General features: G+C 65.7%; 17 protein-coding genes, 1 tRNA gene and 1 pseudogene. 16 read left to right on the top strand and 3 right to left on the bottom strand.

Annotated features, from left to right (window positions below):
- Positions 1-404: 404 nt before the first annotated feature.
- Positions 405-494 (bottom strand) — tRNA-Ser (locus Q322_RS0111800).
- Between the two features lie 154 nt (positions 495-648).
- Here Q322_RS0111800 and plsY point away from each other — a divergent pair.
- The 6 genes from plsY (at position 649) to Q322_RS0111830 (ending at position 7,293) form a co-directional block, all read left to right on the top strand.
- A complete protein-coding gene (gene plsY / locus Q322_RS0111805; RefSeq protein WP_415831129.1) occupies positions 649-1,257 on the top strand; it encodes a glycerol-3-phosphate 1-O-acyltransferase PlsY in 609 nt (202 codons plus the stop codon).
- A gap of 109 nt (positions 1,258-1,366) precedes the next feature.
- The gene (locus tag Q322_RS0111810; RefSeq protein ID WP_029478117.1) at positions 1,367-1,666 is read left to right on the top strand and encodes a hypothetical protein; all 300 of its coding nucleotides are present in this window, start codon (positions 1,367-1,369) and stop codon (positions 1,664-1,666) included.
- 198 nt (positions 1,667-1,864) lie between these two features.
- Complete coding sequence (locus Q322_RS0111815; protein WP_029478118.1) at positions 1,865-2,884, top strand: aspartate-semialdehyde dehydrogenase; 1,020 nt, start codon at positions 1,865-1,867, stop codon at positions 2,882-2,884.
- Positions 2,885-3,139: 255 nt separating this feature from the next.
- Positions 3,140-4,081, top strand: a complete 942-nt coding sequence (locus tag Q322_RS0111820) for a dienelactone hydrolase family protein (protein WP_029478119.1) — start codon at positions 3,140-3,142, stop codon at positions 4,079-4,081.
- Between the two features lie 355 nt (positions 4,082-4,436).
- Positions 4,437-5,327 (top strand): C39 family peptidase, encoded by an 891-nt coding sequence (locus Q322_RS0111825; RefSeq protein WP_211248897.1) that lies wholly within the window; start codon positions 4,437-4,439, stop codon positions 5,325-5,327.
- Between the two features lie 211 nt (positions 5,328-5,538).
- Positions 5,539-7,293: a proline--tRNA ligase gene (locus Q322_RS0111830; protein WP_029478121.1), complete on the top strand. Its 1,755-nt coding sequence runs from the start codon at positions 5,539-5,541 to the stop codon at positions 7,291-7,293.
- A gap of 1 nt (position 7,294) precedes the next feature.
- On the opposite strand, the gene Q322_RS0111835 is transcribed toward Q322_RS0111830, so the two are convergent.
- Positions 7,295-8,317, bottom strand: a complete 1,023-nt coding sequence (locus Q322_RS0111835; protein WP_029478122.1) for a hypothetical protein — start codon at positions 8,315-8,317, stop codon at positions 7,295-7,297.
- 69 nt (positions 8,318-8,386) lie between these two features.
- Between Q322_RS0111835 and Q322_RS0111840 the strand changes: the two genes are divergently transcribed.
- Complete coding sequence (locus tag Q322_RS0111840; protein ID WP_034418452.1) at positions 8,387-9,013, top strand: rhomboid family intramembrane serine protease; 627 nt, start codon at positions 8,387-8,389, stop codon at positions 9,011-9,013.
- A 159-nt stretch (positions 9,014-9,172) separates the two neighbouring features.
- Here the strand turns inward: Q322_RS0111840 and Q322_RS0111845 are convergent, their stop codons facing one another.
- The gene (locus tag Q322_RS0111845) at positions 9,173-9,790 is read right to left on the bottom strand and encodes a VOC family protein (RefSeq protein WP_029478124.1); all 618 of its coding nucleotides are present in this window, start codon (positions 9,788-9,790) and stop codon (positions 9,173-9,175) included.
- Between the two features lie 20 nt (positions 9,791-9,810).
- Between Q322_RS0111845 and Q322_RS23375 the strand changes: the two genes are divergently transcribed.
- The 9 genes and pseudogenes from Q322_RS23375 to Q322_RS21765 all read left to right on the top strand — a co-directional run bounded on the left by Q322_RS23375 (position 9,811) and on the right by Q322_RS21765 (position 20,964).
- Complete coding sequence (locus Q322_RS23375) at positions 9,811-10,044, top strand: hypothetical protein (protein ID WP_156953021.1); 234 nt, start codon at positions 9,811-9,813, stop codon at positions 10,042-10,044.
- Positions 10,045-10,269: 225 nt separating this feature from the next.
- Positions 10,270-11,958, top strand: a complete 1,689-nt coding sequence (locus tag Q322_RS0111850; protein WP_034418453.1) for a long-chain fatty acid--CoA ligase — start codon at positions 10,270-10,272, stop codon at positions 11,956-11,958.
- Between the two features lie 230 nt (positions 11,959-12,188).
- Complete coding sequence (locus tag Q322_RS0111855; RefSeq protein ID WP_029478126.1) at positions 12,189-12,965, top strand: nucleotidyltransferase domain-containing protein; 777 nt, start codon at positions 12,189-12,191, stop codon at positions 12,963-12,965.
- Between the two features lie 10 nt (positions 12,966-12,975).
- The gene (locus Q322_RS0111860; RefSeq protein ID WP_029478127.1) at positions 12,976-13,983 is read left to right on the top strand and encodes an alpha/beta hydrolase; all 1,008 of its coding nucleotides are present in this window, start codon (positions 12,976-12,978) and stop codon (positions 13,981-13,983) included.
- A 48-nt stretch (positions 13,984-14,031) separates the two neighbouring features.
- On the top strand, positions 14,032-15,084 hold the full coding sequence (locus tag Q322_RS0111865; protein ID WP_029478128.1) for a peptidase C39 family protein: 1,053 nt from the start codon (positions 14,032-14,034) through the stop codon (positions 15,082-15,084).
- 133 nt (positions 15,085-15,217) lie between these two features.
- Positions 15,218-16,063: a hypothetical protein gene (locus Q322_RS0111870; RefSeq protein ID WP_029478129.1), complete on the top strand. Its 846-nt coding sequence runs from the start codon at positions 15,218-15,220 to the stop codon at positions 16,061-16,063.
- Positions 16,064-16,253: 190 nt separating this feature from the next.
- The gene (locus tag Q322_RS0111875; protein ID WP_051668483.1) at positions 16,254-17,981 is read left to right on the top strand and encodes an adenine deaminase C-terminal domain-containing protein; all 1,728 of its coding nucleotides are present in this window, start codon (positions 16,254-16,256) and stop codon (positions 17,979-17,981) included.
- A pseudogene (locus Q322_RS22475) lies at positions 17,978-18,458 on the top strand (transposase). The gene Q322_RS0111875 and the pseudogene Q322_RS22475 overlap by 4 nt, the downstream one beginning before the upstream one ends.
- Positions 18,459-19,086: 628 nt before the next feature.
- Positions 19,087-20,964: an NPCBM/NEW2 domain-containing protein gene (locus tag Q322_RS21765; protein ID WP_051668484.1), complete on the top strand. Its 1,878-nt coding sequence runs from the start codon at positions 19,087-19,089 to the stop codon at positions 20,962-20,964.
- Positions 20,965-21,182: the final 218 nt, after the last annotated feature.

Raw genomic sequence — 21,182 nt, forward strand, 5'->3', positions numbered from 1 at the left:
TGGATAGAGGCCGAGGAGGGGGCCACGCGGGCGCAGCCTGCCCTCATACCAGACGGCGAAAACGCCTTTGGTTGCCCTGCACCTTTTTGCCGCATTGCACGTCGGGCGTTGCGGGGAGAGGCGGGGAGCGTTTCGGCTGGCTCGGCCATTCACGTCTCTCGGCGGCACCCACAGGCAGTTGGCTGCGGAGCCGACTGGCGGGGGCTTGCCTTCGAGCGTGCCGCTCCGTCCAGGTCCCGACACTCCAGCTTCCTGCGTCCCTCAGACGAGACGGCCTTTCCTGCTCAGTGCTGCCCACAGCAACCCGGTCTGCTGCTCTAGCGGAGGCCAGAGCCACCCCTGGAGGCCACAATACAGGAACGCCCCGAACAGATTTCTCTCTTCGGGACGCTTCTTCATCGCTCTGGCGGAACGAGAGGGATTCGAACCCTCGATAGGGTTGCCCCTATACACGCTTTCCAGGCGTGCTCCTTCAACCACTCGGACACCGTTCCTAGCTTGCCCTCCACTGCGGCGGGCGCACAGCAGAGTAGCGGGTGAGGCAGGGAAAATCAAACCGGTGGCCCGCCTGCCCCGCCGGCTCCCTTCGGACCCGGTTCACTATTCCGGCGGGTCATTCCACCTGCATGGGGGCCTACAATCGGAGGTGTGATTGTGTCCACCCTTTTGCTTGCGCTCTCGGCGGTGCTGGTCTCTTACCTGATCGGGTCCGTTCCGGCGGCGTCGTGGCTGGCGCGTTCGCGCGGCGTGGACATCCGCAGGGTCGGCAGCGGCAACAGCGGCGCGACCAACGTGATGCGCGCGCTGGGCAAAGGGCCGGCGCTGCTGGTGGCCGCGTTCGACATCTTAAAGGGCGCGCTGGCGGTGTGGCTGGCCCGCGCGCTGGGACTGCCGCCGGAGTGGGTGGGGCTGTGCGGCGTGGCCGCTGTGATCGGTCACAACTTCAGTCCATTTCTGGGATTTAAGGGCGGCAAGGGCGTTGCCACCAGCTTTGGCACCATCGCCGCGCTCGATCCCGGTGTGGGCGTGGCGGCCTTCGTGATGGGCGTCGCCACCATGTCCCTGACCCGCCATGTCAGCGCGGGCAGCCTTCTGGGCGGGCTGGCAGCGGCCATCGTGGTGGTGGCGCTGGGACGTCCGCTGTGGCTGATGGCCGTCGTGCTGGGCCTGGTGGCACTGCTGGTCTGGCAACACCGACCCAACATCGGACGCTTGATGGCGGGCAAAGAATCGCGGATCGGCGAGAAAGTTCGCTGAATTGCCGTAGGGCGGGGAGCGGCTGCGCTATTCTGGGCGGGTCTTACAATCCACGCCCCACCTCAGCGGATCAACCCCAGCGGATGACCCCCGTTACCGGAGAACACAGATGCCCGTCAGGATCAGGATTTACGGCAAGGAAGCCACCTTCTCGCAGGGCTGCTGGAATTGCGATGACGACAGCCTTCAGGCCATGTTGCAGGGCATGGCGGACCCCCGCGCCCTCAGCCAGGCGCAGGAGCACGAACATGCCCTGTACGCCGCCGGACGCTTTGGCGGATTGATCGCCACGCCGCTGGGCTGGGAGGCCGCCCCCCACCCCGAGGCCGAGATCAAGCTCGAGGATTTCGCCCCCGGGCCGCGCCCGGAAAGGGCCGGTTGGCTCAGTTTCCTGCGGAAGAAGAAATAGGGGCGGTCTGTGCCTCTTAAAGGTCTGAAGGCGGGAAGGACGTGGCCTAGCCAGCCCGCTTGACCCGCCCCCGCCCAGCCTCTACCCTGCGTGCATGAGCCGCTCCGCCTTCACCATTACTCCGTAGCGGCGGGCCTGTTGCACTCAGCCGCCCGCAGACCGCGTGGCGGACTTTTTATTTCAAGGGGAAGATGAACTATGCGCGTAGCCATTGTGGGAGCCACCGGAGCCGTCGGACACGAGCTGATGGGCGTGCTGGAAAAGAGCAGCCTGAAATTTGACGAACTGTTGCTGTTCGCCTCGCCGCGTTCGGCGGGCCATCTGCTGACCTTCAGGGGCCAGGAATTGACCGTGCAGGTCACCCCTGAAGGCGCAATCGATGCCGACGTGATTCTGGCCTCGGCGGGCGGCGCAATCAGCAAGGAAAAGGCCCCGGCGTGGGTGGCCGGCGGCGCGGTGGTGATCGACAATTCCAGCGCCTTCCGCTATGACCCGGAAGTGCCGCTGGTGGTGCCAGAGGTCAACGGCGAGGCCGCGCTGCACCACAGGGGCATCATCGCCAACCCCAACTGCACCACCGCCGTCGCCGTGCTGGCGGTGGCCCCGATTCACCGCGAGTACGGCGTGCGGCGAATGATCGTGTCCACCTACCAGGCCACCAGCGGCGCGGGGCAGAAGGGCATGGACGAACTGTTGGAGCAGACCCACATGGTCCTGCACGGCCAGGAGGCGGGCCACAAGGTCTTCTCGCACCCGATTCCCTTCAATGTCATTCCGCACATCGACGCCTTTCAGGACAACGGCTACACCAAAGAAGAGATGAAGGTGGTCTGGGAGACCCGCAAGATTATGGGCGACGACAGCCTCAAGATCAGTTGCACGGCGGTCCGCATTCCCACCCTGCGGACGCACTCTGAGGCCATCACGCTGGAGCTGGAGCGCCCCGCCACGCCGGACGCGGTGCGCGAGCTGCTGTCGCGCTCTGGCGGGGTGGAGGTACGCGACGACCCCGGCGGCCAGGTGTACCCGATGCCCCTGACCGCCAGCGGCAAGTACGACGTGGAGGTGGGCCGCATCCGCGAGTCGCTGGTCTTTGACGGCGGCATCGATCTGTTTGTGGCCGGGGACCAACTGCTCAAGGGCGCGGCTCTCAACGCCGTGCAGATCGCGGAATATTTGCAGGAACACGGCGCACTCAGGGAAAAGCAGCGGGCGTAGGAAACCGTCTTCCCGGTTCTCTCTCCGTGGAGCGGGCGTTTTTGCTGTCTTGCTGCCAACAGTTGCGCCGAATGCTCGTCATCAACTCCAGAATCTGAGTCCCGCGCACAGAACGCAATTGACGCGGCGTGATAACTTCGGGACAGAACGTTTAACATCATCGCTTTCCGTCCCGCACCGTCGCTGCGTTACTTCAGCGAAGGGTTCGCTTCCCGACCAGGGCTGCGGCCCGCCCCCTGCCAGGAGGTTTTGCATATGGCTCCAGACCGTCAGGATCTGTTTCGCTACGTCGTCGAGGAATTTGCCGAGGACTACCACGAGGGCGAGTTGCAGCGCCGCGAGTTCCTGCGCCGCATGACCCTGCTGGGCGGCGGCGTGGTGGGCGCGCGGGTGCTGCTGACCTCGCTGGGCATCGCGGGCATCACCTCCGCCGAGCTGGCAAGCGCCCAGACCGCCCCGCCCCAGCCCGATCCGGCCAAGGGTGCGGGCATGGTTGATCCGCGTGACCCGGCCATCGTGGTCAAGCCTGTGACCTACGAGGCCAATGGCTTTGCCAACCTGGCGTATCTGGCCCGTCCGGCGGGCAATGCCCCCGCGCCCGGCGTGATCGTGATTCACGAGAACAAGGGCCTCCAGCCACACATTCAGGACATCGCGCGCCGACTGGCAAAGGCCGGATACATTGCGATGGCCCCGGATCTTGTCTCCAAGATCGGCGGCACCCAGCAGTACATCGACACCGCGCAGATTTCCAGTTACCTGGCCCAGACGTCCGGCGATGAACACATCGCCAATCTGAAAGCGGCACTGGCAGTTCTCAAAACGCAGCCGGGCGTGCAAAAGATCGGCGCGGTGGGCTTTTGTTTTGGCGGCGGCCTGACCTGGCGGCTGTCCACCGAAGCGCCCGAACTGGTGGCCGCCGTTCCCTTCTACGGCCCCGCGCCGGATGCGGCCAAAGTGCCGGACATCAAGGCGGCGGTGCTGGGCATTTACGGCGGCACCGACACCCGGATCAACGCGGGCATTCCAGCGCTGGAAACTGCTCTCAAGGCCGCAGGCACCACCTACGCGATCAAGATTTACGACGGCGCGGGGCACGCCTTCAACAACGACACCGGCGGCAATTACGTCAAGGCTGCCGCCGACAACGCCTGGGCGCAGACGCTGGCGTGGTTTGGCAAGTACCTGAAAACGTAGGTTGTAAGTCAGTGGGCCAAGGGCCACGCTCACCCCAGAGCATTTGTCAAAAGAGTTGTTCACTTTCGACCGAACGGGCCGGCGAGTGTCCTCATGGGGAGGAGAAGCGTTTCTATGGGCGTCTGTTCTGCCCAGGACCGTGAGTGGATTTTACCGAGCATTCGGGACTGGCACAGCTCCGCAGGAGAGAATGGAAGCATCGGGAGTCCCCTTTCCCGATGCTGTAATACGGATAAATGCTCCATGGAGCTGATCTAAACCCGGACCGAAAACGACATGACCCTGTCCCGGCGTTAAATGAAGCCCGCAGGGGCGGGGACGAATCTGCCAGATACGATCCCCAGGGAGAAATTTCATGCTCAAAATGTTCCGCCTGCTTTCTCTGACCATTCTGGTCTGCTGCGGTGGAGTTACGGCCCTTCCAGCCAGCGTCACCCTCAAAGACATTCGCCACGAGTACCAGGGACCGGACAACTGCGCGCCCGTCACCGCCCTGACCGTGCTGGGGTATCACGGAACGCGCGTCACGCAGTCGGCAGCGGCGGGGGCCATGAAGGATTATCCCGGCGACCCGCAGGTCAGCAGTCTGGAACTGGCGGCCTACCTGGGGCGCTTCGGCCTGCGCAGCGTGATCCGGTATGCGGGCGATCCCGCCGTGCTGCGCGAACTGGTGTCGCGCGGCCTTCCGGTGGTGGTGCAGCAACGCCTGGAGCCAGGCAGCAACGTGGCGCACTTCCGCACGGTGTACGGCTACAGCGGCGGCACCTTCGTGCTCAGCGATCCCCTGCGCGGCCCCTCTCTGCGCCTGAGCGCCGCGCAGATGACCGAACTGTGGCGCTTTTACAACGGCGAGTATCTGGTGGCCTATCCCCCTGCCCGAGAGGCCGAGGTCCGGGCGGCACTGGGCGACGATTTTAATGCCACGGCCAACTGGAAGCATGCCCGGATACACGCCCAGCAGGACGTGAAGGCGCGGCCCGGCGACCCCTACGCTTGGTGGGGTCTGGCCAAGGCCGCCCTGCGTCTGGGCGACCCCGAGACGGCGGCGGGGCAGTTTGACCGCGCGGTGAATCTGGGCGTGCCGACCATCTATTACCTGTACCGCCAGGAAGCCTTCGAGGCGTGGACGCAGGCGGGCTGGTACACCAAGATGCTTCAGATCACCGGACGCGCGCTGGACGCCTTTCCCAGGAGCAAGGAGTTACAGAAATTTCGCGCGCTGGCACAGGGTGCGCTGGAAGACTGACCCCGCTTGACCCGCCTCTCCTCCGCCCTGTACCTTTAGCCCATGAGCGAGCAGACGATCCCCCAGACACAGTGGCCCGTTGGTCTGCTGCGTAGTGGTGCGGGCCTGCCCGTGCGCCCGCCGCCCTCTGGGGTGTAAAGACGTCATTTTGCCGGACGCGTCCCCGTGACGCTTGACCCGTCGTTTTTACAACTCAGAAGGGAGAGAGAAAATGCGCCTATCCCAAGGCCCGTTCGTCACGCGGCGGGAAACGCCGCTCCAGGCAGACACGCGCGGCACCGGGATGCTGCTGCGCGCCGGATTTATTCGCCAACTGGGCAGCGGCCTGTACGCCATGCTGCCGCCCATGACCCGCGTGCTGCACAAACTCGAAGCCCTGATCCGCGCGGAACTGGACGGCGCGGCGCAGGAGGTCAGCTTTCCGCTGCTGCAACCCGCCGCCCTGTGGCGGCAGTCCGGGCGCTGGGACGCCTACACCCGCGCCGACCGGGTCATGTTCGCCGTGACGGACCGGGGCGGACGCGAGCTGGCCCTGGCCCCCACCCACGAGGAAGCCGCCGTAGCCGTGGCGAGCGGGCTGGTGGGCAGCTACCGCAACCTGCCCCTGAGCATCTACCAGATTGGCCGCAAATTTCGCGACGAACTGCGGCCCCGCGCCGGGCTGCTGCGAACCCGCGAATTTGTGATGAAGGACGGCTACAGCTTTCACGCCACGCCCGAGGACCTGGCCCTCACCTTCGAGGTCATGGGCGACGCCTACGCCCGCATCCTGACCCGGCTGGGCGCGGACTGGCGCGCGGCGCAGGCCGACAGCGGCATGATCGGCGGGGCCGAGAGCCGCGAATACCTGCTGCTGTCGGACGTGGGCGAGGACACGCTGCTCTACACCGCTGACGGTCTGTACGCGGCCAACGCGGAACAGGCCGTCTCCCGCGCCCACCCGGCCCCGGTCAGTCCTTTCGACACCTTCGAGCGCCGCCACACGCCCGGCACGCCAACTGTGGCAAGCGCCTGCGCCGTGCTGGGCTGCGAACCCGCGCAGATGGTCAAGAACGTGCTGTACGAGGCCAGCCATCTGAACGGCGATCAGACCTGCACCCGGCCCGTACTGGTCAGCCTGCGCGGCGATCACAGCGTCAATCCGGTCAAGCTGTGGAACGCGGTCTTGGCGCGGGTGAATGGCACGCTGACCTCGCTGGAAGTGGCCGCTACGGAGAACTGGGCCGACGATCTGCCGCTGGGCTATATCGCGCCCGACTTGCCGGACCGCGCAGACCGCACGTTCCTGCGCCTGTGCGACGGGGCGGCGGCGCAGGCGCGAAACTTTGCCACCGGGGCCAACGAGACCGACTGGCATGTGGTGGGCGCGAACTGGGACCAGCACTTCCCGCTGCCCGAGGTGGCCGATCTGCGGCAGGCGGAGGCGGGCGAGGCCTCCGCGCACGATCCGGCCCAGCCGCTGCTCCCGGCGCGGGGCACCGAGGTGGGCCACATCTTCCAGCTCGGCACGCGCTACACGGCGGCGCTGGGCATGACCTTTACGGCGGCAGACGGAAAGCCGCAGACGCCCACGATGGGCTGCTACGGCCTGGGCGTGACCCGGCTGGCGGCGGCGCTGGCCGAGCAGCTTGCCGACGAGCGCGGTCTGGTCTGGCCCGCCAGCATCGCCCCGCACGAGGTCATCCTGACCGTGGTGGACGTGAAGGACGCCGCGCAGGTGGAAGCCGCCGAGACGCTTTACGCTGAATTACAGGCCGCCGGGGTAGATGTATTGCTGGATGACCGCTCATTGCGCGCGGGCGTCAAGTTCGCCGACGCCGATCTGACCGGCATTCCCTGGCGCGTGACGCTGGGGCGCGGGGTGGCGGGGGGGCAGGCAGAGGTCCGGGCGCGGCGCAGCGGCGAGGTTCAGGAGGTGGCGCTGGGTGAGATAGCGGCGCATCTGCGTTCCGTGCTGTACGCCTGATTCAGCGGCAATTGCCCCGTAGGTACGCGTAGCACCACGGTTGATTGCCGCTGTTGAACAGGATGCCCTGGTTGGTCTGGTGCCAGGTGTTCAGCGAGTTGGAGGCCGCCTGCATGGACACCTGGCAGGTGCTTTGCACCGCCTGCAATTCCGCCACGGTTTTGGCGTTCTTGCCAGAACAGTATTCCTTAAGGGTCGCCATGTAGTTGTCCCAGGCCACGTTGGAGCGGCGGAGGGACTCCGCGTAGTTGTTAAAGGCTTCGTCCTGCTGGGCCTTGAGTGAGGCTCCAAACGCCGCCAGGATGGGGTCAGGTTCGCAGCCGATCTGGCCGATGGCAGTCTTGGCATCTTCAAAGGCGTCACCTGTTGGTTTGAGCGGCTGACAACGGGGATCAGGGTTGGCGGCGCTGGCTTTGGGCGGGGCCGTCTGCATGACCACCGCCTCCTTTTTGGACTTGGCGATGCCCGCACTTAGTTCGGCGTCGCTGACCTTGCCCAGCACCGCGAAGGGAAACATCGCCCCCCCCAGGTCATTGAAGCGGGCCTCGGGTTCCAGAAAGGCCGTGACCCACTGGCCCCGCCCGGCGGCGCGGTCCCCGGCATAGCTGGCGGTGCTGACCGTGTACTGCTGCTTGCCCTCCGCGCCCAGATACAGACGGCTGAGAACGCCCTGGGCGCTAGATTCGCCGATCAAGTTGAAAACGGTTTTGCCGGTGATGTCCTCTATCAGCCGTTCAGAAAGCTGCGCGGCGCTCAGACCGCTGGGGTCCGCTCTCCAGACCAGAAACATCCCGAAACCCTCGCCGCCGAATGGCCCTGTGGGCGTGGCGGGATCGCTCAGCACGATCACGCCCGCCTTGGGGTTGATCACCTGCCAGCCCACCGGCACCTTCAGCTTCTGCCCCTGCACAGTACTGACCTTCCACTGGGGGACTGCCGCGCTGGCCGGAGCGGCCAGGCCCAACGTCATGAGAAAGCCCAGCACCACGAGAAAGACTGCCCTGCTCAGTTGTGTCCCCAGCATCCTTTGACCTCCCACGCATTGGGGTATTCGTCCGCATTGGAAAGCTGGCGTCTCAGTCAAACTGGACCCATGCAACGCCGCCCTGCGTCTCCCCCCACCAGCGTACCCCGCAGGCTGGCTCCCGCTCCAGTAGGTTCCGCATTGGCCGTGACCGCCGCGCTGATCGCCGCAGTCTGGGTGCAGGAAATCATCGACCTGTTCGCCTTTGGCGGGCGGCTGGATTCCTACGGCATAGAGCCGCGCACGCCAGGAACGTTCTGGCATGTGCTGACCGCGCCCTTCTTGCACTACGGCTTTCCCCACCTGATCGCCAACACCGTGCCGCTGGCCGTGCTGGCCTTCATGAGCGCGGTGCGTGGCGTGGGGCGCTTTGTGGCGGTGACGCTGGTGGTGGTGGTGGTGGGCGGCGGGCTGGTGTGGCTGTTCGCGCGTGGCGGCAGCGTGCATCTGGGGGCCAGCGAACTGATCTTCGGCTACCTGGCCTACCTACTGGGCGTGGGCTGGTGGGAGCGCACGCCCGCCGCCATTGGCGTCGCGGTGGTGGCCGGGGCGCTGTACGGCGGCATCCTGTGGGATGTCCTGCCGGGCAATCCGGCGGTGTCGTGGGAGGCGCATCTGTTCGGCTTCCTGGCCGGGCTACTGGCGGCGGCGCTGCTGCACGGGCGCAGGCCGGGCAGGGTGGATGAGAGACGGTAGATCAGCGGGAAGTTGCCGAAGTTGGAAAAGGTCTGGACGCTGAAGGACTGGCGGTTTGCTCCTGAGACGTTTGGACATTCAGACCGCCCCTGACAGGGGCCACCCCTCACCATTCTCCCAGCGTCACCAATCCGTGCGGCGTCACCAATCCGTGCGGCGTCACCAATCCGCCAGCGTCACCAATCCGTGCGGCGTCTCCAGCACCGCCCGCAGTTCGGCTTGCGGGGCCTCGTAGACCTCCACCTCGCCCATGAAGTTCAGATCGTCCAGCACGGCGCGCAGGGTATCGGGCGTCGGCGTGCCCAAGCGCAGCCGTCCCAGGCGCACGCCCACATCGGTCAGGCGGGTCGGGGGCGGGGGCGTATGCCACTGGATGCGCGAGGGGGCGACGCCGTGCATGGGCAGCTCCCCGTTCTCAGGCACGGTTAGCGCCCAGCGGTTCTCGCCGCGCGACAGTTCCAGCACCTCTGGCCCAGGCTCCAGCCTTTCCACTGCCACCACCCAGTGGATCAATGCGGGGCCGTCCTTCAGCCGCTCGTGCATGCCAGGCGTGTCCAGTCCGAACCAGCGGGGGCGACCCGGCGCGGGGGCGTCGGGGTCTATGGCGATCACTTCCAGGTAGCAATCCGGCCCCAGCGACAGCAGCGCGTTGTGGGTGCCGAAGTTGTCGTGTTTTCCGCCGCCTTGCAGGGACACTCCCAGGCGGCCTTCGAGCCACGCACGGCCCTCCTGGAGCGTGTGGGCGGCGATGACCAGATGATCCAGGGTGGCGGGCATGCCCGCAGAATACGCAGATCGTGACTTGCGGTCTTGAATCTCGCTGGGGCACGCGCGCACGCTGGGGCATGAACCTGTACCGCTGGCTTTCGGGGGTATTTCGCCGGGATACCCAGCGCCCGACTCCGCCGCGTGACGATCAGGATGACGGTATGGGCGTGCTGGTCCCCGCCGGGCCGCGTCCACTGCGGGGCGGGGCGCACGCGAAGCCGCCGATGCCGCAACCCGAGCGGCAGGACGCGCCGCGCCGGTAGCGCCTGGCACACCTTCTGGGAAGCAAGCCCGCCGTCTATGGTGGGTTTTTTTGTCGGCCTCTGCCCCGGCGGCGGCGGAACGCACGCGGAACTACGCCTTCTGCGCCGATCACTCTCTATACTCGGCCCAAACACCAGAGCGTTCAGACCGGGTGGCCGCACAGAGTTGGAGTGGTACGGGGCCGCCGCCGTTTTTCTTCTCCCTACTTTCACGGAGGCTCAACTATGCAGGGCAACATGATGGACGTTCAACTGACGGTTCCTACCATTCTGGAGCGCATTCGCGGGCAGTACAGCCGGCGCGAGGTGGTCAGCCTGCTGGCGGCGGGCCGCGACGAGGCGGGCAACCCGGTTCCCAAAAAGCACCGCATCAGTTACGGCGAGGTGGCAGGCCGCTCCCTGCAGCTGGCGAACGGCCTGCTGGGCCTGGGCTTGCAGAAAGGAGACCGGGTGGCGACGCTGGCCGTCAACTCGTTCCGGCACCTGGAGGCGTACCTGGGCGTGCCCAGCGCCGGGCTGGTGCTGCACACCGTCAACATCCGCCTGCACCCCGAACAGGTGGCCTGGATCCTCAACGACGCCGAGGACCGCGTGCTGATGATCGAGAACGTCTTTGCGGCGATGATCCCGGCGCTCCAGGCCGCCTGCCCCAAACTGGAACATATTATCGTGATGGGACCGCTGCCGCAGCAGATGCCTGGCGTGCAGGACTACGACACCTTCGTGATGGGCGCGGAACCTCTGGCCCGCTATCCGCGCCTGGACGAGAACGACGCGGCGGCCATGTGCTACACCTCCGGCACCACGGGCAACCCCAAGGGCGTGATCTACACCCACCGCTCCACCGTGCTGCACTCGCTGGCCAGTGCCCCCAAGGATGCCCTGAACGTGGGCGAGGCCGACAGCGTGCTGCCCATCGTGCCGATGTTTCACGTCAATGCCTGGGGCCTGCCCTACACCTGCGCCATGTACGGCGCGAAACAGGTGTTCGCCGGGGTGTTCAGCGACGGCAAAAGCATCGCCACGCTGCTTCAGGACGAGGCGGTGACCATCACGGCGGGCGTGCCCACCATCTGGATGGGCCTGCTGGGAGAACTGGACCGCGCCAAGGAGGCCGGGGAGCCTTATAAACTCGGTGGCCTGGAACGCCTGATCGTGGGTGGCAGCGCCGCGCCCGAGTCCATGCTGCGCGCCTTTGACGCCAGGCATGGCCTGAGCATGCTGCAAGCCTGGGGCATGACCGAGACGCACCCGCTGGGCACCGCCAGCAGCGTGCCGTTTGATGTAGACCCTGGCAGCGACGAGGGCTTCAAGCTGCGCGCCAAGCAGGGCCGCACCGTGCCGCTGGTCATGCTGGACATCGTGGACGGCAACCGCCAGCGCCTGCCCCACGACGGCAAGACGATGGGCAACCTGATCGCGCGCGGGCCGTGGATCGCCAACAGCTATTACAAGGGCGCGGGTCAGGACAACTTCTTCGATCTGGACGGCGAGTTGTGGTTCGACACCGGGGACATCTCCACCCTGGACGAGCGCGGCTACATGCACATCCAGGACCGCAGCAAGGACCTGATCAAGTCGGGCGGCGAGTGGATCAGCAGCGTTGACCTGGAAAACGCCATCATGGCCCATCCCGCCGTGGCCCAGTGCGCCGTGATCGCCATGGACGATCCCAAGTGGGACGAGCGCCCGCTGGCCGTGGTGGTCCCGCGCCCCGGCCAGAGCGTGACGCATCAGGAGCTGCTGGACCTGCTGGAACCCCATTTTGCCAAGTTCTGGCTGCCCGACGCCACCGTGCTGACCGACAGCCTGCCCATCGGCGCGACCGGCAAATTCCTGAAGCGCGAGCTGCGCGAGGAGTACCGGGGCTATTCGGCGGGCCACTCGCCGGTACGGGCCGAGCAACCACAGTGAACGTTTGAGTTAAAAGCGCCGCCTCCGTGGTGTGGGTGGCGTTTTTTTGTTCGCTTGGGGCTAGGTGAGCGATGAAGTGGAAGGGAAAGCAATTTGCCTCCCCTCAAGCGGAGGTCCCCTGAAAGGGCGGAGGGGTTGAGCTGGCATGACAATTCCCGGACCGGACTGTATGGCAGCTCTGCGCCATCTGGCCCATGCCTGAAGGACTGGCGGCGTGCCAGGCTGCGTCCATGTCACTTGAAAGGGTGCTGGCCGAAGTCCTGCCCGAACTCCAGCGGGAAGACGGTGTGCAGGCCATCTTCCTGACCGGCAGCGTGGCGCGCGGCGAGGCGGACGAATTCAGCGATCTGGACCTCAGCGTGCTGGTGGAGTCGGATGATCTCGTTCACAACACGGTGAGTTACCGAAATGGCGTGCTGCTCAGCGTGGAGCGGTCCACCGCCGCGCACCGGGCCAGGGCGTTCACGGAGCCGGAGGCGGCGCTGTGGAACCTCGTCTCGCTGCAAACGGGTCGGGCGCTGCACGATCCGCACGGGATCTATGCCGATCTGCAAGCGCGGGCGCGGGCCGTGCGCTGGGCCGGGCTGGCGGCACACGCCGACGCGCGGGCCGCCGAGCTGCTGGCCGACAACGCCGAGGAGCTGCACAAGGTGATGGGCGGATTGAGCGCTGGCGACGGCGCGAAGGTGGCCTACGCCTGCCTGGGCCTGACGCTGGCACTAGGCAAGGTGGCGCTGCTGTCTGCCGGAACGCCGTTGCCCAGCGAGAACGTCTTTCTGGACCGGGCGCGGGATGCCTGGGCCGATGCGAAGTGGGCCAGTGCTTACGGCGTGCTGGCGGGGCTGGAGGGTGGCAATGTCTGGGCCAGAGGTCACGCCGCGTTGAGCGCTTACTTCCGCGCGGTGGTTTCAATACGCTGGACGGACGGCCCGGAACGCGAGCTGGCCCACGGGGCGGCGGCGCGGGCGGCGGCTGTGCGGACTCTTGCTGGAGCGCCCAGAACGTAGAATCCCCCCTATGGCCGTTTCCGTCTCGGGGCAACAAGTGACCTTCAACCCCCCACCCGGCGCAGTGGCCCTGGTGGGGGACTTTACCGACTGGCGCAAGGGAGCGCCGCTGCCCGTCACGGCGGGGCAGCCCATTGCGCTCCGGCTGCCGCGCGGCGCGTGGGTGGAATACGCCTGGCTGGACGCGGCGGGTGAGGCGTTCGCGGACCCCGACAACCCTCAGAAGTCCCTGAATCCATGGTGGCCCTACCCGCGCGCGGCGGTGATGGGCGAGTACGCGCGCCATCCGCTGTGGCTGGCCCCGGAAGCGGCGCAGAAAGGCACGGCTCAGCGCCTGACCTGGGAGGGCGGCGTTTTCCCAGGCACCCGCCGCGCCATCGTGTACACCCCGCACGGCTATACGGCAGGCACCCCGATTCCGGTCTATTACGTGCAGGACGGCGTGGCCTTTTACCGCACCGGCAAGCTGAGCGAGGTGATGGACCGCGCGCTGGAGGCGGGGCTGGCGACGGGCGCGGCGCTAGTCTTTGTGGAACCGGGGGACCGCAACGAGGAGTATTACCTGAATGACCGTTACCTGGATTTTTTGACCCAGGAGGTCTTTCCGCGTGTGGAGGGCGAGCTGGTCACGGTTCAGGAACGAGGACTCTGGGGCGCGAGCCTGGGCGGCCTGATCTCGCTGTATCTGGGAGGGCGGCATCCGGAGCTGTTTGGCCGCGTGGTGAGCCACAGCGGGGCATTTATCGCCCGGCCTGGCGTGCGGGATGGGGCGGGCGTGATCGACACCACCGGGGCCGGAGAATGGTTGCTGGAGGAGCTGCGCCAGAATCCTCCTACGCACCTGAAAACCAGTCTGGATACCGGCGTGCTGGAATGGCTGACCGGCCCGAATCGGCGCATGGCGGGCCTGTTTGCCGACCTGGCCCTGCCCCACCAGTACCGCGAATACCCCAGCGGCCACAACTGGATGACGTGGCGCGAGGCGCTGCCGGAGGCGTTGCTGTACATGCAGGGGTAAATCCTCCTCACCACCGTCCGCGACGTAAGCGGCATAGTCGCGCTATTCATGCGACATATCCTGCTGTTCTCTCTTCTTCTGACGCTGGGCGGCGCGGGGGCGCTTACCATGACCTATCCCAACAGCACCACCACCATCCACGAGCGGGCCGCCGACTGGGCGGGCGCGGAGGTCAAAGGCGTGCAGCTTCACGCCGAGGCCGCCACGCTGCCTCCTGGCGTCACGAGCGGCACCCTGACCTCGGCCCCGCTGAGCGTTCCAGCCTTCGACGAGCTGGTGCCGTCATGGAACGCGCTCACGCCGGGCGCGGGCAGCGTCACCGTGGAGGTCCGGGCGCAGATGGGCGCGGGCTGGTCCCGCTGGTACTCGTTTGGAACCTGGAGCAGCGCCGAGGGCCGCAGCAGTGCCAGTGGCCAGAAGGACAGCGCCGGACAGGTCCTAACCGACACGCTGCGCCTGAGCAAAAAGGCCACCAGCTACCAGTACCGCGTGACCCTGCGCGGCGAGGGAACCACCCTGCGCCTGCTGGCCTTCAATACCTCCGAGCGCGCCCGCCAGAGCGCCGGACTGGGAACGGCCAGTGACCGGGCGGCCTGGGGCAAGGTCGTTGACGTGCCGGGGCGTTCGCAGATGATCTACCCGAACGGCGGCGAGGTGTGGTGCAGCCCCACCAGCGTCTCGATGATCCTGGCCGCGCACGGGATCAACGTCACGGTGCCGCAGGCGGCGAAATCCACCTATGACCGTGCCTACGAGGGCAACGGCAACTGGCCGTTTAACACCGCCTACGCCGGGGCGCTGGGACTGCGCGCCTACGTGACCCGGCTGCCCAGCCTGGCCGCCGCCGAGAAATTCACGGGCGCGGGCCTGCCGCTGGCCGTCAGCCTAGGCTGGAAGAAGGGCGAGTTGCCCGGTACGGCGCTTGCCAGCAGCAGCGGTCACCTGATGGTCCTCATCGGCTTCGACAACTCCGGGAATCCCGTCCTGAACGATCCTGCCGCGCCCAGCGATGAAACCGTGCGCCGCACCTACCCGCGCGCCGCCTTTGAGAAACTGTGGCTCTCGCACAGCGGAGGGCTGAGTTACGTGATTGGGGAGTGATGCACCTGCGGCGCGGTCGAGCCGTCTAAAAAGTCTAACGGTCTAACCGTGCATGCCGTCGGGCCATTTCTCGCTCCGGGCGGTTCGACCGTCAGACGGTTTGACCTTCAGACCCCGTACACTCACCCCCAGCATGGACTTTCCCACCACCTGCCCCATCTGTGGCCGCGAGAACCGCGCCGAGTACGCCGACAGCAGCGTGCATGACCTGACCTGCGTGCACTGCGGGGCGAGATACTGCGTGCTGGTGCGCAAGCAGAAGTTCGAGGTGCTGTTCGATCTGGGCACCCGCGCTTTGATGGACGGCTACGCCCGCGAGGCGGTGGCCAGTTTTGCGGCGGCGCTGGAACGTTTTTTCGAGTTCTACGTGCGCGCCTACGTCTTGGAGCGGGCCTCGGATACGGCGGTGGATTTCGGGGCGGCGACGGCGGCCTTGGCCGGCACCTGGAGGCACGTCGCCAGCCAGTCCGAGCGGCAACTGGGCATGTTCGCGCTGGCGTATCTGCTCAGAGAGGGCCGGGAGCCGGACTTCCTGAGTCCTGCGGCGCTGGGCGCGGACTTTCGCAACCGCGTGATCCACCGGGGCGAGTTGCCCACACGCGGCGATGTGGAAGGCTATGCCGCGCAGGTCTTCGCCCTGATCGACCGCCTGCTGACCGAGCTGGGGGGCGGCGCAAAGCAGGCCGAACTGGCCCAGGAACAGGCCTTCGCCCTGCATCTGGCCGCGCTGCCGGACGGCGTGACGGCGGTCTTCGAGGAACATCCCGGCATGTTCCGCGCCCGCCGTTTCGGTAGCCTCGTGCCCATGCCCAAAACTGGCAAGACCGACGCGCAGCCCGCGCCCAGAAGCGGCATGAACAGCGTCCGCGCCTACCAGCAGGCCCAGCAGCAGGCGCTGTTTCAGCGGGCGCTGACCGAGCGGGGAGAATTGCTCAAGCGGTTCAAGGGGGGGATGGAGGACACGGGTCAGAAAGTCTGACGGTCTGAACGCCAGGGAGGCCAGCCGAAAACATGGGTATAGCGGGCGCAGCCGGGAGAGCTTCTCGGCTGCGCTCAGGGTGATGCCTCGTCTTCGACGAACGCGCTGAAGGCCCCTGCCAGCGCTTTTCTTCTGGCCGCCGGACCGTTGAACCGTTAGACGGTTGGACCTTCCCCCCGTACACTGCGCCATGCAGTTTGACAGTGATCGGCAGGGTGACCGGCGACGGCTGGTCCGGGTGGCGCGGGGACAGGAGGCGGGCGATCTGCTGATCCGCGGCGCGCAGGTGGTCCAGCCCGCCACGCGCGAGATTTTTGAGGCCGACGTGCTGGTGGCAGGCGGGCGGGTGGCCGCGCTGGGCGGCGCTGGCATGAACTTCGAGGCCGCGCGGACCATTGAGGCGCGCGGGGCGTTCCTGGCCCCCGGTTTCATCGACGGGCACATCCACATCGAGTCCAGCCTGCTGACCCCGGCGGGTTTTGCGCGGGCGGTGCTGCCGCGCGGCACGGTGGGCGTGGTGGCTGAGCCACACGAGGTGGTCAACGTGCTGGGCGTGCGCGGTCTGGAATGGATGCTGGAAGCCGGAGCCAGCTCGGGCCTGCGCGTGTGGGCCTCCGCGCCATCGTGCGTGCCCGCCAGCGAGTTCGAGGACGGCGGCGCGCACGTTACGGCGGCAGAAACCGCCCGTATGCTGCGCGTGCTCGGCGTGCTGGGCCTGGCCGAGATGATGAATTACCCCGGCGTGCTGGGCGGCGATGAGGAGGTCTGGAACATTCTGGAGGCGGGCCGCGCGGTGGGTGGGCGCATGGACGGTCACGCTGCCGGAGTGCATGGGCGCGAACTGATGGCTTACGCGGCGGCGGGCCTGCACTCGGACCACGAGGCCGCCACGCCGGAAGAAGCCCGCCAGCGCCTGCGCGCGGGCCTGTGGCTGATGGTCCGTGAAGGTTCGGCGGCCCGCAACTTAAACGCCCTGTTGCCGGTATTGCTGGAGCGTCCGCGCCGCGCCATGCTGGTCAGCGACGACGTGAGCGTGGACGAACTGCTGCAACTGGGTCACCTGGACCGATTGCTGCGAACCTGCGTGGCGGGCGGCCTGCACCCGGCGGATGCGCTGAGCCTGGTCACCTGCAATCCGGCGGAATACTGGGGTCTGCACGACTGCGGTCTGATCGCTCCCGGCTACCACGCGGACATGGTGCTGCTGCGCGACTTGCAGGGGTTTGAGGTGCTGGAGACCTTTATTGGCGGCACCGAGGCCCGGCCCGGCGAGGTCACTCCGCCCCTGGACGGCGGCGGCATAGACCTGGGGGCCGGCTGGGACACGGCCACCTTCGACGTGCCAACCCACTGGCCGGTGATGCAGATCAGCCCGGACCAGATCACCACGGGCCGGGGCGCACCCGGCAGCGGGGAGGCGCGCCTGGTGGTGGCGGACCGCTACGGGCGCGGCCACCGGGCGGCGTGCTGGACCTCCGGCAGCGGCATGGGGGGCGGCGGCACGCTGGGCCTGAGCATCCTGCACGACGCCCACAACGCCGCTTTTCTGGGCGGCAGCGACAGGGACGTGCGGGCGGCGGGCCGCGCCCTGCGCGAGATGGGCGGCGGCGCGGTGGTGGTGTCGGGCGGCGTGGTCCGGGCCAGCCTGCCGCTGCCCTACGCGGGCCTGATGACCGATCTGCCCCCCCAGCAGGCCGCAGCACACCTGGGCGAGGTGACCGCCGCCGCCCGCGCCCTGGGTTGCGTGCTGCCCTATCCGGTGACCACCCTCAGTTTCCTGGGCCTGAGCGTGATCCCGGCGCTGAAACTGACTCCACGCGGTCTGCTGGACGTGGAAGAGTGGAAGTTACTAGAGCCGGTCCGGCAAGAATTCGTAAAGTGGAGCCAAGAATCTGTTGGGGGCATAGTCAAGGAGTGACGCGCCGCGCCTACCCCAGTGACCTTGATGATGACCTGTATCACTTTATGGTGATGCATCTGGTCTTAAAGCCGGAACACGCTGTGCAGCGCAGGTATCCACTTCGTGAGGTCTTGAATGCCACGCTGTGGATTGCCAAAACAGGCAGCCTGTGGGCCTACCTACCCCATGATGCCCCACCGTGTAAAATCGTCCATTGTTTGCTGATCAGGGATACACCGGTGAAACGGCGGCATCTGATGCCGCCGGGCCGGAGGCGAGAAGGTCTTCATACTGCTTCCAAAACGCTGGGTGGTGGAACGCTCGTTTGCCTGGTTCTCAAGATTTAGGTGACTGGGACGTGGTTTGGAGCGGTTGAGCAGCACGCTGACTGGCTTTCATTTCCTGGCAGCGAGCGTTCTGTTGGCAAATAAATTACAGCCGCTTTTTGGATCGCTTGCCGGATGGCCTCTAGAGGCCAGTCTGAACTTAGTTTGAAGCATTGAAAAGTTTTGAAAACGCGCTTTCAAACGACATTCTGTCGCCTGTTGAAGTCGCACTCTTGCCGTATTGGTAAGGGCCAAATTGGGATGAAGTCTAATCAGGCAAATATCGCTAAGCGAAGCCTGACTCTTCTAAACTGTACTAATGAGTTAATTTGTTAACTTAGTCATTGAAAAGATGGATGATTTACTATTTGTTCCGTTCTATAGTAAGTTAGAATACTCTTCCTCACAGACTTCTTACTTCTGTTCAAATTAAGATCATTGGATTATAACCAGCAGAATTAGTTCAATTTCTAAAACTTCCTTACAGATTTCATACTTCGAAGTGCTTAAAGAGAATAACCCTCCCCCATATACCCCCGCTGATTGGCTATTGAACCGATATTCTGTTTCGGTGTAGAGTACTTAAAGGAGTTAATTCTCCCGCTATAGCTCCATTGATCGGCTATTAAACCAGTATTTTCGTTTTAAATCCAGTATTAGAGGTATTTCGTTTAAGAGCACTCTGTAGATTCGGCACTCGAAAGAAGTTTCCCTCTCTGTAGCGACCTTCACGCCATTTACCATAGACCGACCACCCGCCTTTCCCCACTCACCATCCACTGTTCAGGAGGAATCACATGTCACCCATCCCATCCCCTGGTCCGCAGTCCCCGCCTGCCACAGCCGTCCACCCGCTGCGCTGGCTGGTGTGGTGTGCGCCCCTGATCCTGGCCGCCTGCTCGGGTCCCGGCGTGCCCGAGGACCAGGCCGACGTGAATGCCCAGCAGACTGCGCTTGAGGACGGCGTGTATGACGGCACGGACCAGTCCTGGACCGATGAAGAGACGGGCACCAGGCTGACCCAGGAGGCGCTGACCGCTGGGGACAATGTGCTGAGTAACATGCCCTGGACGGCGGCCACCAACGGCTGGGGGCCGGTCGAGCGCAACGCCAGCAACGGCGAGATCAAGAGCGGCGATGGGCGGACCATCACCCTGAACGGCAAGAAATACACGACCGGTCTGGGCGTTCATGCCAACTCCACCGTCACGTTCAACCTGACCGCAGCATGCAAGTATCTCGTGGCCGATATCGGCATCGACGACGAGGTGGGCAGCCGGGGCAGCGTGGTCTTCCAGGTCTTCGGCGACAACACGAAGCTTTACGACAGCGGCAAGATGACCGGGGTCAGCGCCAGCAAGAGCCTGAAAGTCGATATCGAGGGCCGCAAGGTGCTGAAGCTGACGGTCACGGACGCGGGCGACAAGAATGCCTACGATCACGCGGACTGGGCCGCTCCAATGCTTCAGGGCTGCGTGGTCCCGATGGCGGCAGTGGTCCCGCCCGCCCCCGCGCCTGCCCTCGAGCCTGTGCCTATCCCCGCTCCGGTTCCCGCTCCGGTTCCCGCCCCTGCGCCCGCCCCTGCCGTCGTCAATGGACCGCTGGTGATCACCAAGGGCGGCATCTACAGCGGCGAATACCTGAGCAACGACCCCGCCGTCGCGGCGATCAAGATCAAGACCACCGAGCCGGTCATTCTGGAAAACTGCACGCTGCGTGGACGCGGCCACCTGATCGACGCCTCGTGGACCTCGGCCAACCTGACGGTCCGCAACTGCAAGGGCTACGGCCTGAACCCCAATGACCCGAGCCGCTATCCGGGCCGTTTCCTCCAGGCCGAGGGCATCGTCTCTCTGCTGATCGAGAACAACTTCATGGAAAAGACCAGCGGCATCTACATCAACGGGTGGCAGGGCAACAAGGGCCTGCCCGTGACCGTCGTGATCCGCAACAACCTGGCCCGCAACATTGAGGGCCGTTATAGCGACGGCAACGGCGGATTCCAGGACAAGTTCTACCGGGTTCAGTTCGTGCAGTTCAACGGCATGCGTGACCTGAACGGGGCCGAGATCGCCTGGAACCGTGTGGACAACACGGCGCGCCAGAGCCAGGTCGAGGATGTGATCAACCTCTACGCCTCCACCGGCACGCCCGGCAGCCCGATCCGTATCCACGATAACCTAATCAACGGTGCGTTCGCCGGACGTCCCGACGCCCCGTACAGCGGCGGCGGCATCATGCTGGGCGACGGCTGCGACTCGGGCTACACCGAGGCCGTGAACAACACCGTTGTGGAGACCAGCAATTACGGCATCGCGGTGGCGGGCGGCCACCACCAGACCGTCCGGGGCAACACCATCCTGGCGCTGGGCAAGCTGAGCGACGGCACCCTGCTGGACGCCGACAACGACGCCGGCTTCTACCTGCGCAACTACTGCCAGACGCCCAATGACACCAGCACCGTGATCGCCGAGGGCAATACCGTGGGCTGGACCGTTCCGAACCCCAGCAACCCCAATGCCCGCTGGGACTGGTCCGTCAACGCTGGCACCGAGCGCAACAACACCCGCGTCCAGGATCAGAAACGCGCCGTCGACCCGCAGGTGCTGGTCCAGGCCATCGCCGCCTGGGAAGGCCGCGCCAAGGCCGCTGGCATGGTGACCGGCCCGCGCTGACCCACGCCTCTCTACCTGCATAAGCCCCCTCCATTTGAAGGGGGCTTTTTCCGGCTTCATTCATTCAAGACAGGGAAAGTGGCGTGCAAGTGGACTGGATGAATGCTGTCGTAGCCGCCCGTGGGCAGTCGGAAACCTTTTCTAGAGCGCTGGTCAAAAGAGCTGCTTGCTGTTGACCGAACGGGCGGGCCAGCGTCCACCTGGGGAGGAAGAGCAGC

The sequence above is a fragment of the Deinococcus frigens DSM 12807 genome (genome assembly GCF_000701425.1).
Lineage (GTDB): Bacteria > Deinococcota > Deinococci > Deinococcales > Deinococcaceae > Deinococcus > Deinococcus frigens.

Excerpts from the sequence above, each read along its gene's own strand:
- Q322_RS0111830 (WP_029478121.1), top strand. The coding sequence starts at position 5,539 with ATGCGCCTATCCCAAGGCCCGTTCGTCACGCGGCGGGAAACGCCGCTC.
- Q322_RS0111845 (WP_029478124.1), bottom strand. The coding sequence starts at position 9,790 with ATGCCCGCCACCCTGGATCATCTGGTCATCGCCGCCCACACGCTCCAG.
- Q322_RS0111820 (WP_029478119.1), top strand. The coding sequence starts at position 3,140 with ATGGCTCCAGACCGTCAGGATCTGTTTCGCTACGTCGTCGAGGAATTT.
- Q322_RS0111870 (WP_029478129.1), top strand. The coding sequence starts at position 15,218 with ATGGACTTTCCCACCACCTGCCCCATCTGTGGCCGCGAGAACCGCGCC.
- Q322_RS0111840 (WP_034418452.1), top strand. The coding sequence starts at position 8,387 with ATGCAACGCCGCCCTGCGTCTCCCCCCACCAGCGTACCCCGCAGGCTG.
- Q322_RS0111875 (WP_051668483.1), top strand. The coding sequence starts at position 16,254 with ATGCAGTTTGACAGTGATCGGCAGGGTGACCGGCGACGGCTGGTCCGG.
- Q322_RS0111815 (WP_029478118.1), top strand. The coding sequence starts at position 1,865 with ATGCGCGTAGCCATTGTGGGAGCCACCGGAGCCGTCGGACACGAGCTG.
- Q322_RS0111850 (WP_034418453.1), top strand. The coding sequence starts at position 10,270 with ATGCAGGGCAACATGATGGACGTTCAACTGACGGTTCCTACCATTCTG.
- Q322_RS0111825 (WP_211248897.1), top strand. The coding sequence starts at position 4,437 with ATGCTCAAAATGTTCCGCCTGCTTTCTCTGACCATTCTGGTCTGCTGC.
- Q322_RS0111855 (WP_029478126.1), top strand. The coding sequence starts at position 12,189 with ATGTCACTTGAAAGGGTGCTGGCCGAAGTCCTGCCCGAACTCCAGCGG.
- Q322_RS0111835 (WP_029478122.1), bottom strand. The coding sequence starts at position 8,317 with ATGCTGGGGACACAACTGAGCAGGGCAGTCTTTCTCGTGGTGCTGGGC.
- Q322_RS0111860 (WP_029478127.1), top strand. The coding sequence starts at position 12,976 with ATGGCCGTTTCCGTCTCGGGGCAACAAGTGACCTTCAACCCCCCACCC.
- Q322_RS0111810 (WP_029478117.1), top strand. The coding sequence starts at position 1,367 with ATGCCCGTCAGGATCAGGATTTACGGCAAGGAAGCCACCTTCTCGCAG.
- Q322_RS0111865 (WP_029478128.1), top strand. The coding sequence starts at position 14,032 with ATGCGACATATCCTGCTGTTCTCTCTTCTTCTGACGCTGGGCGGCGCG.
- Q322_RS21765 (WP_051668484.1), top strand. The coding sequence starts at position 19,087 with ATGTCACCCATCCCATCCCCTGGTCCGCAGTCCCCGCCTGCCACAGCC.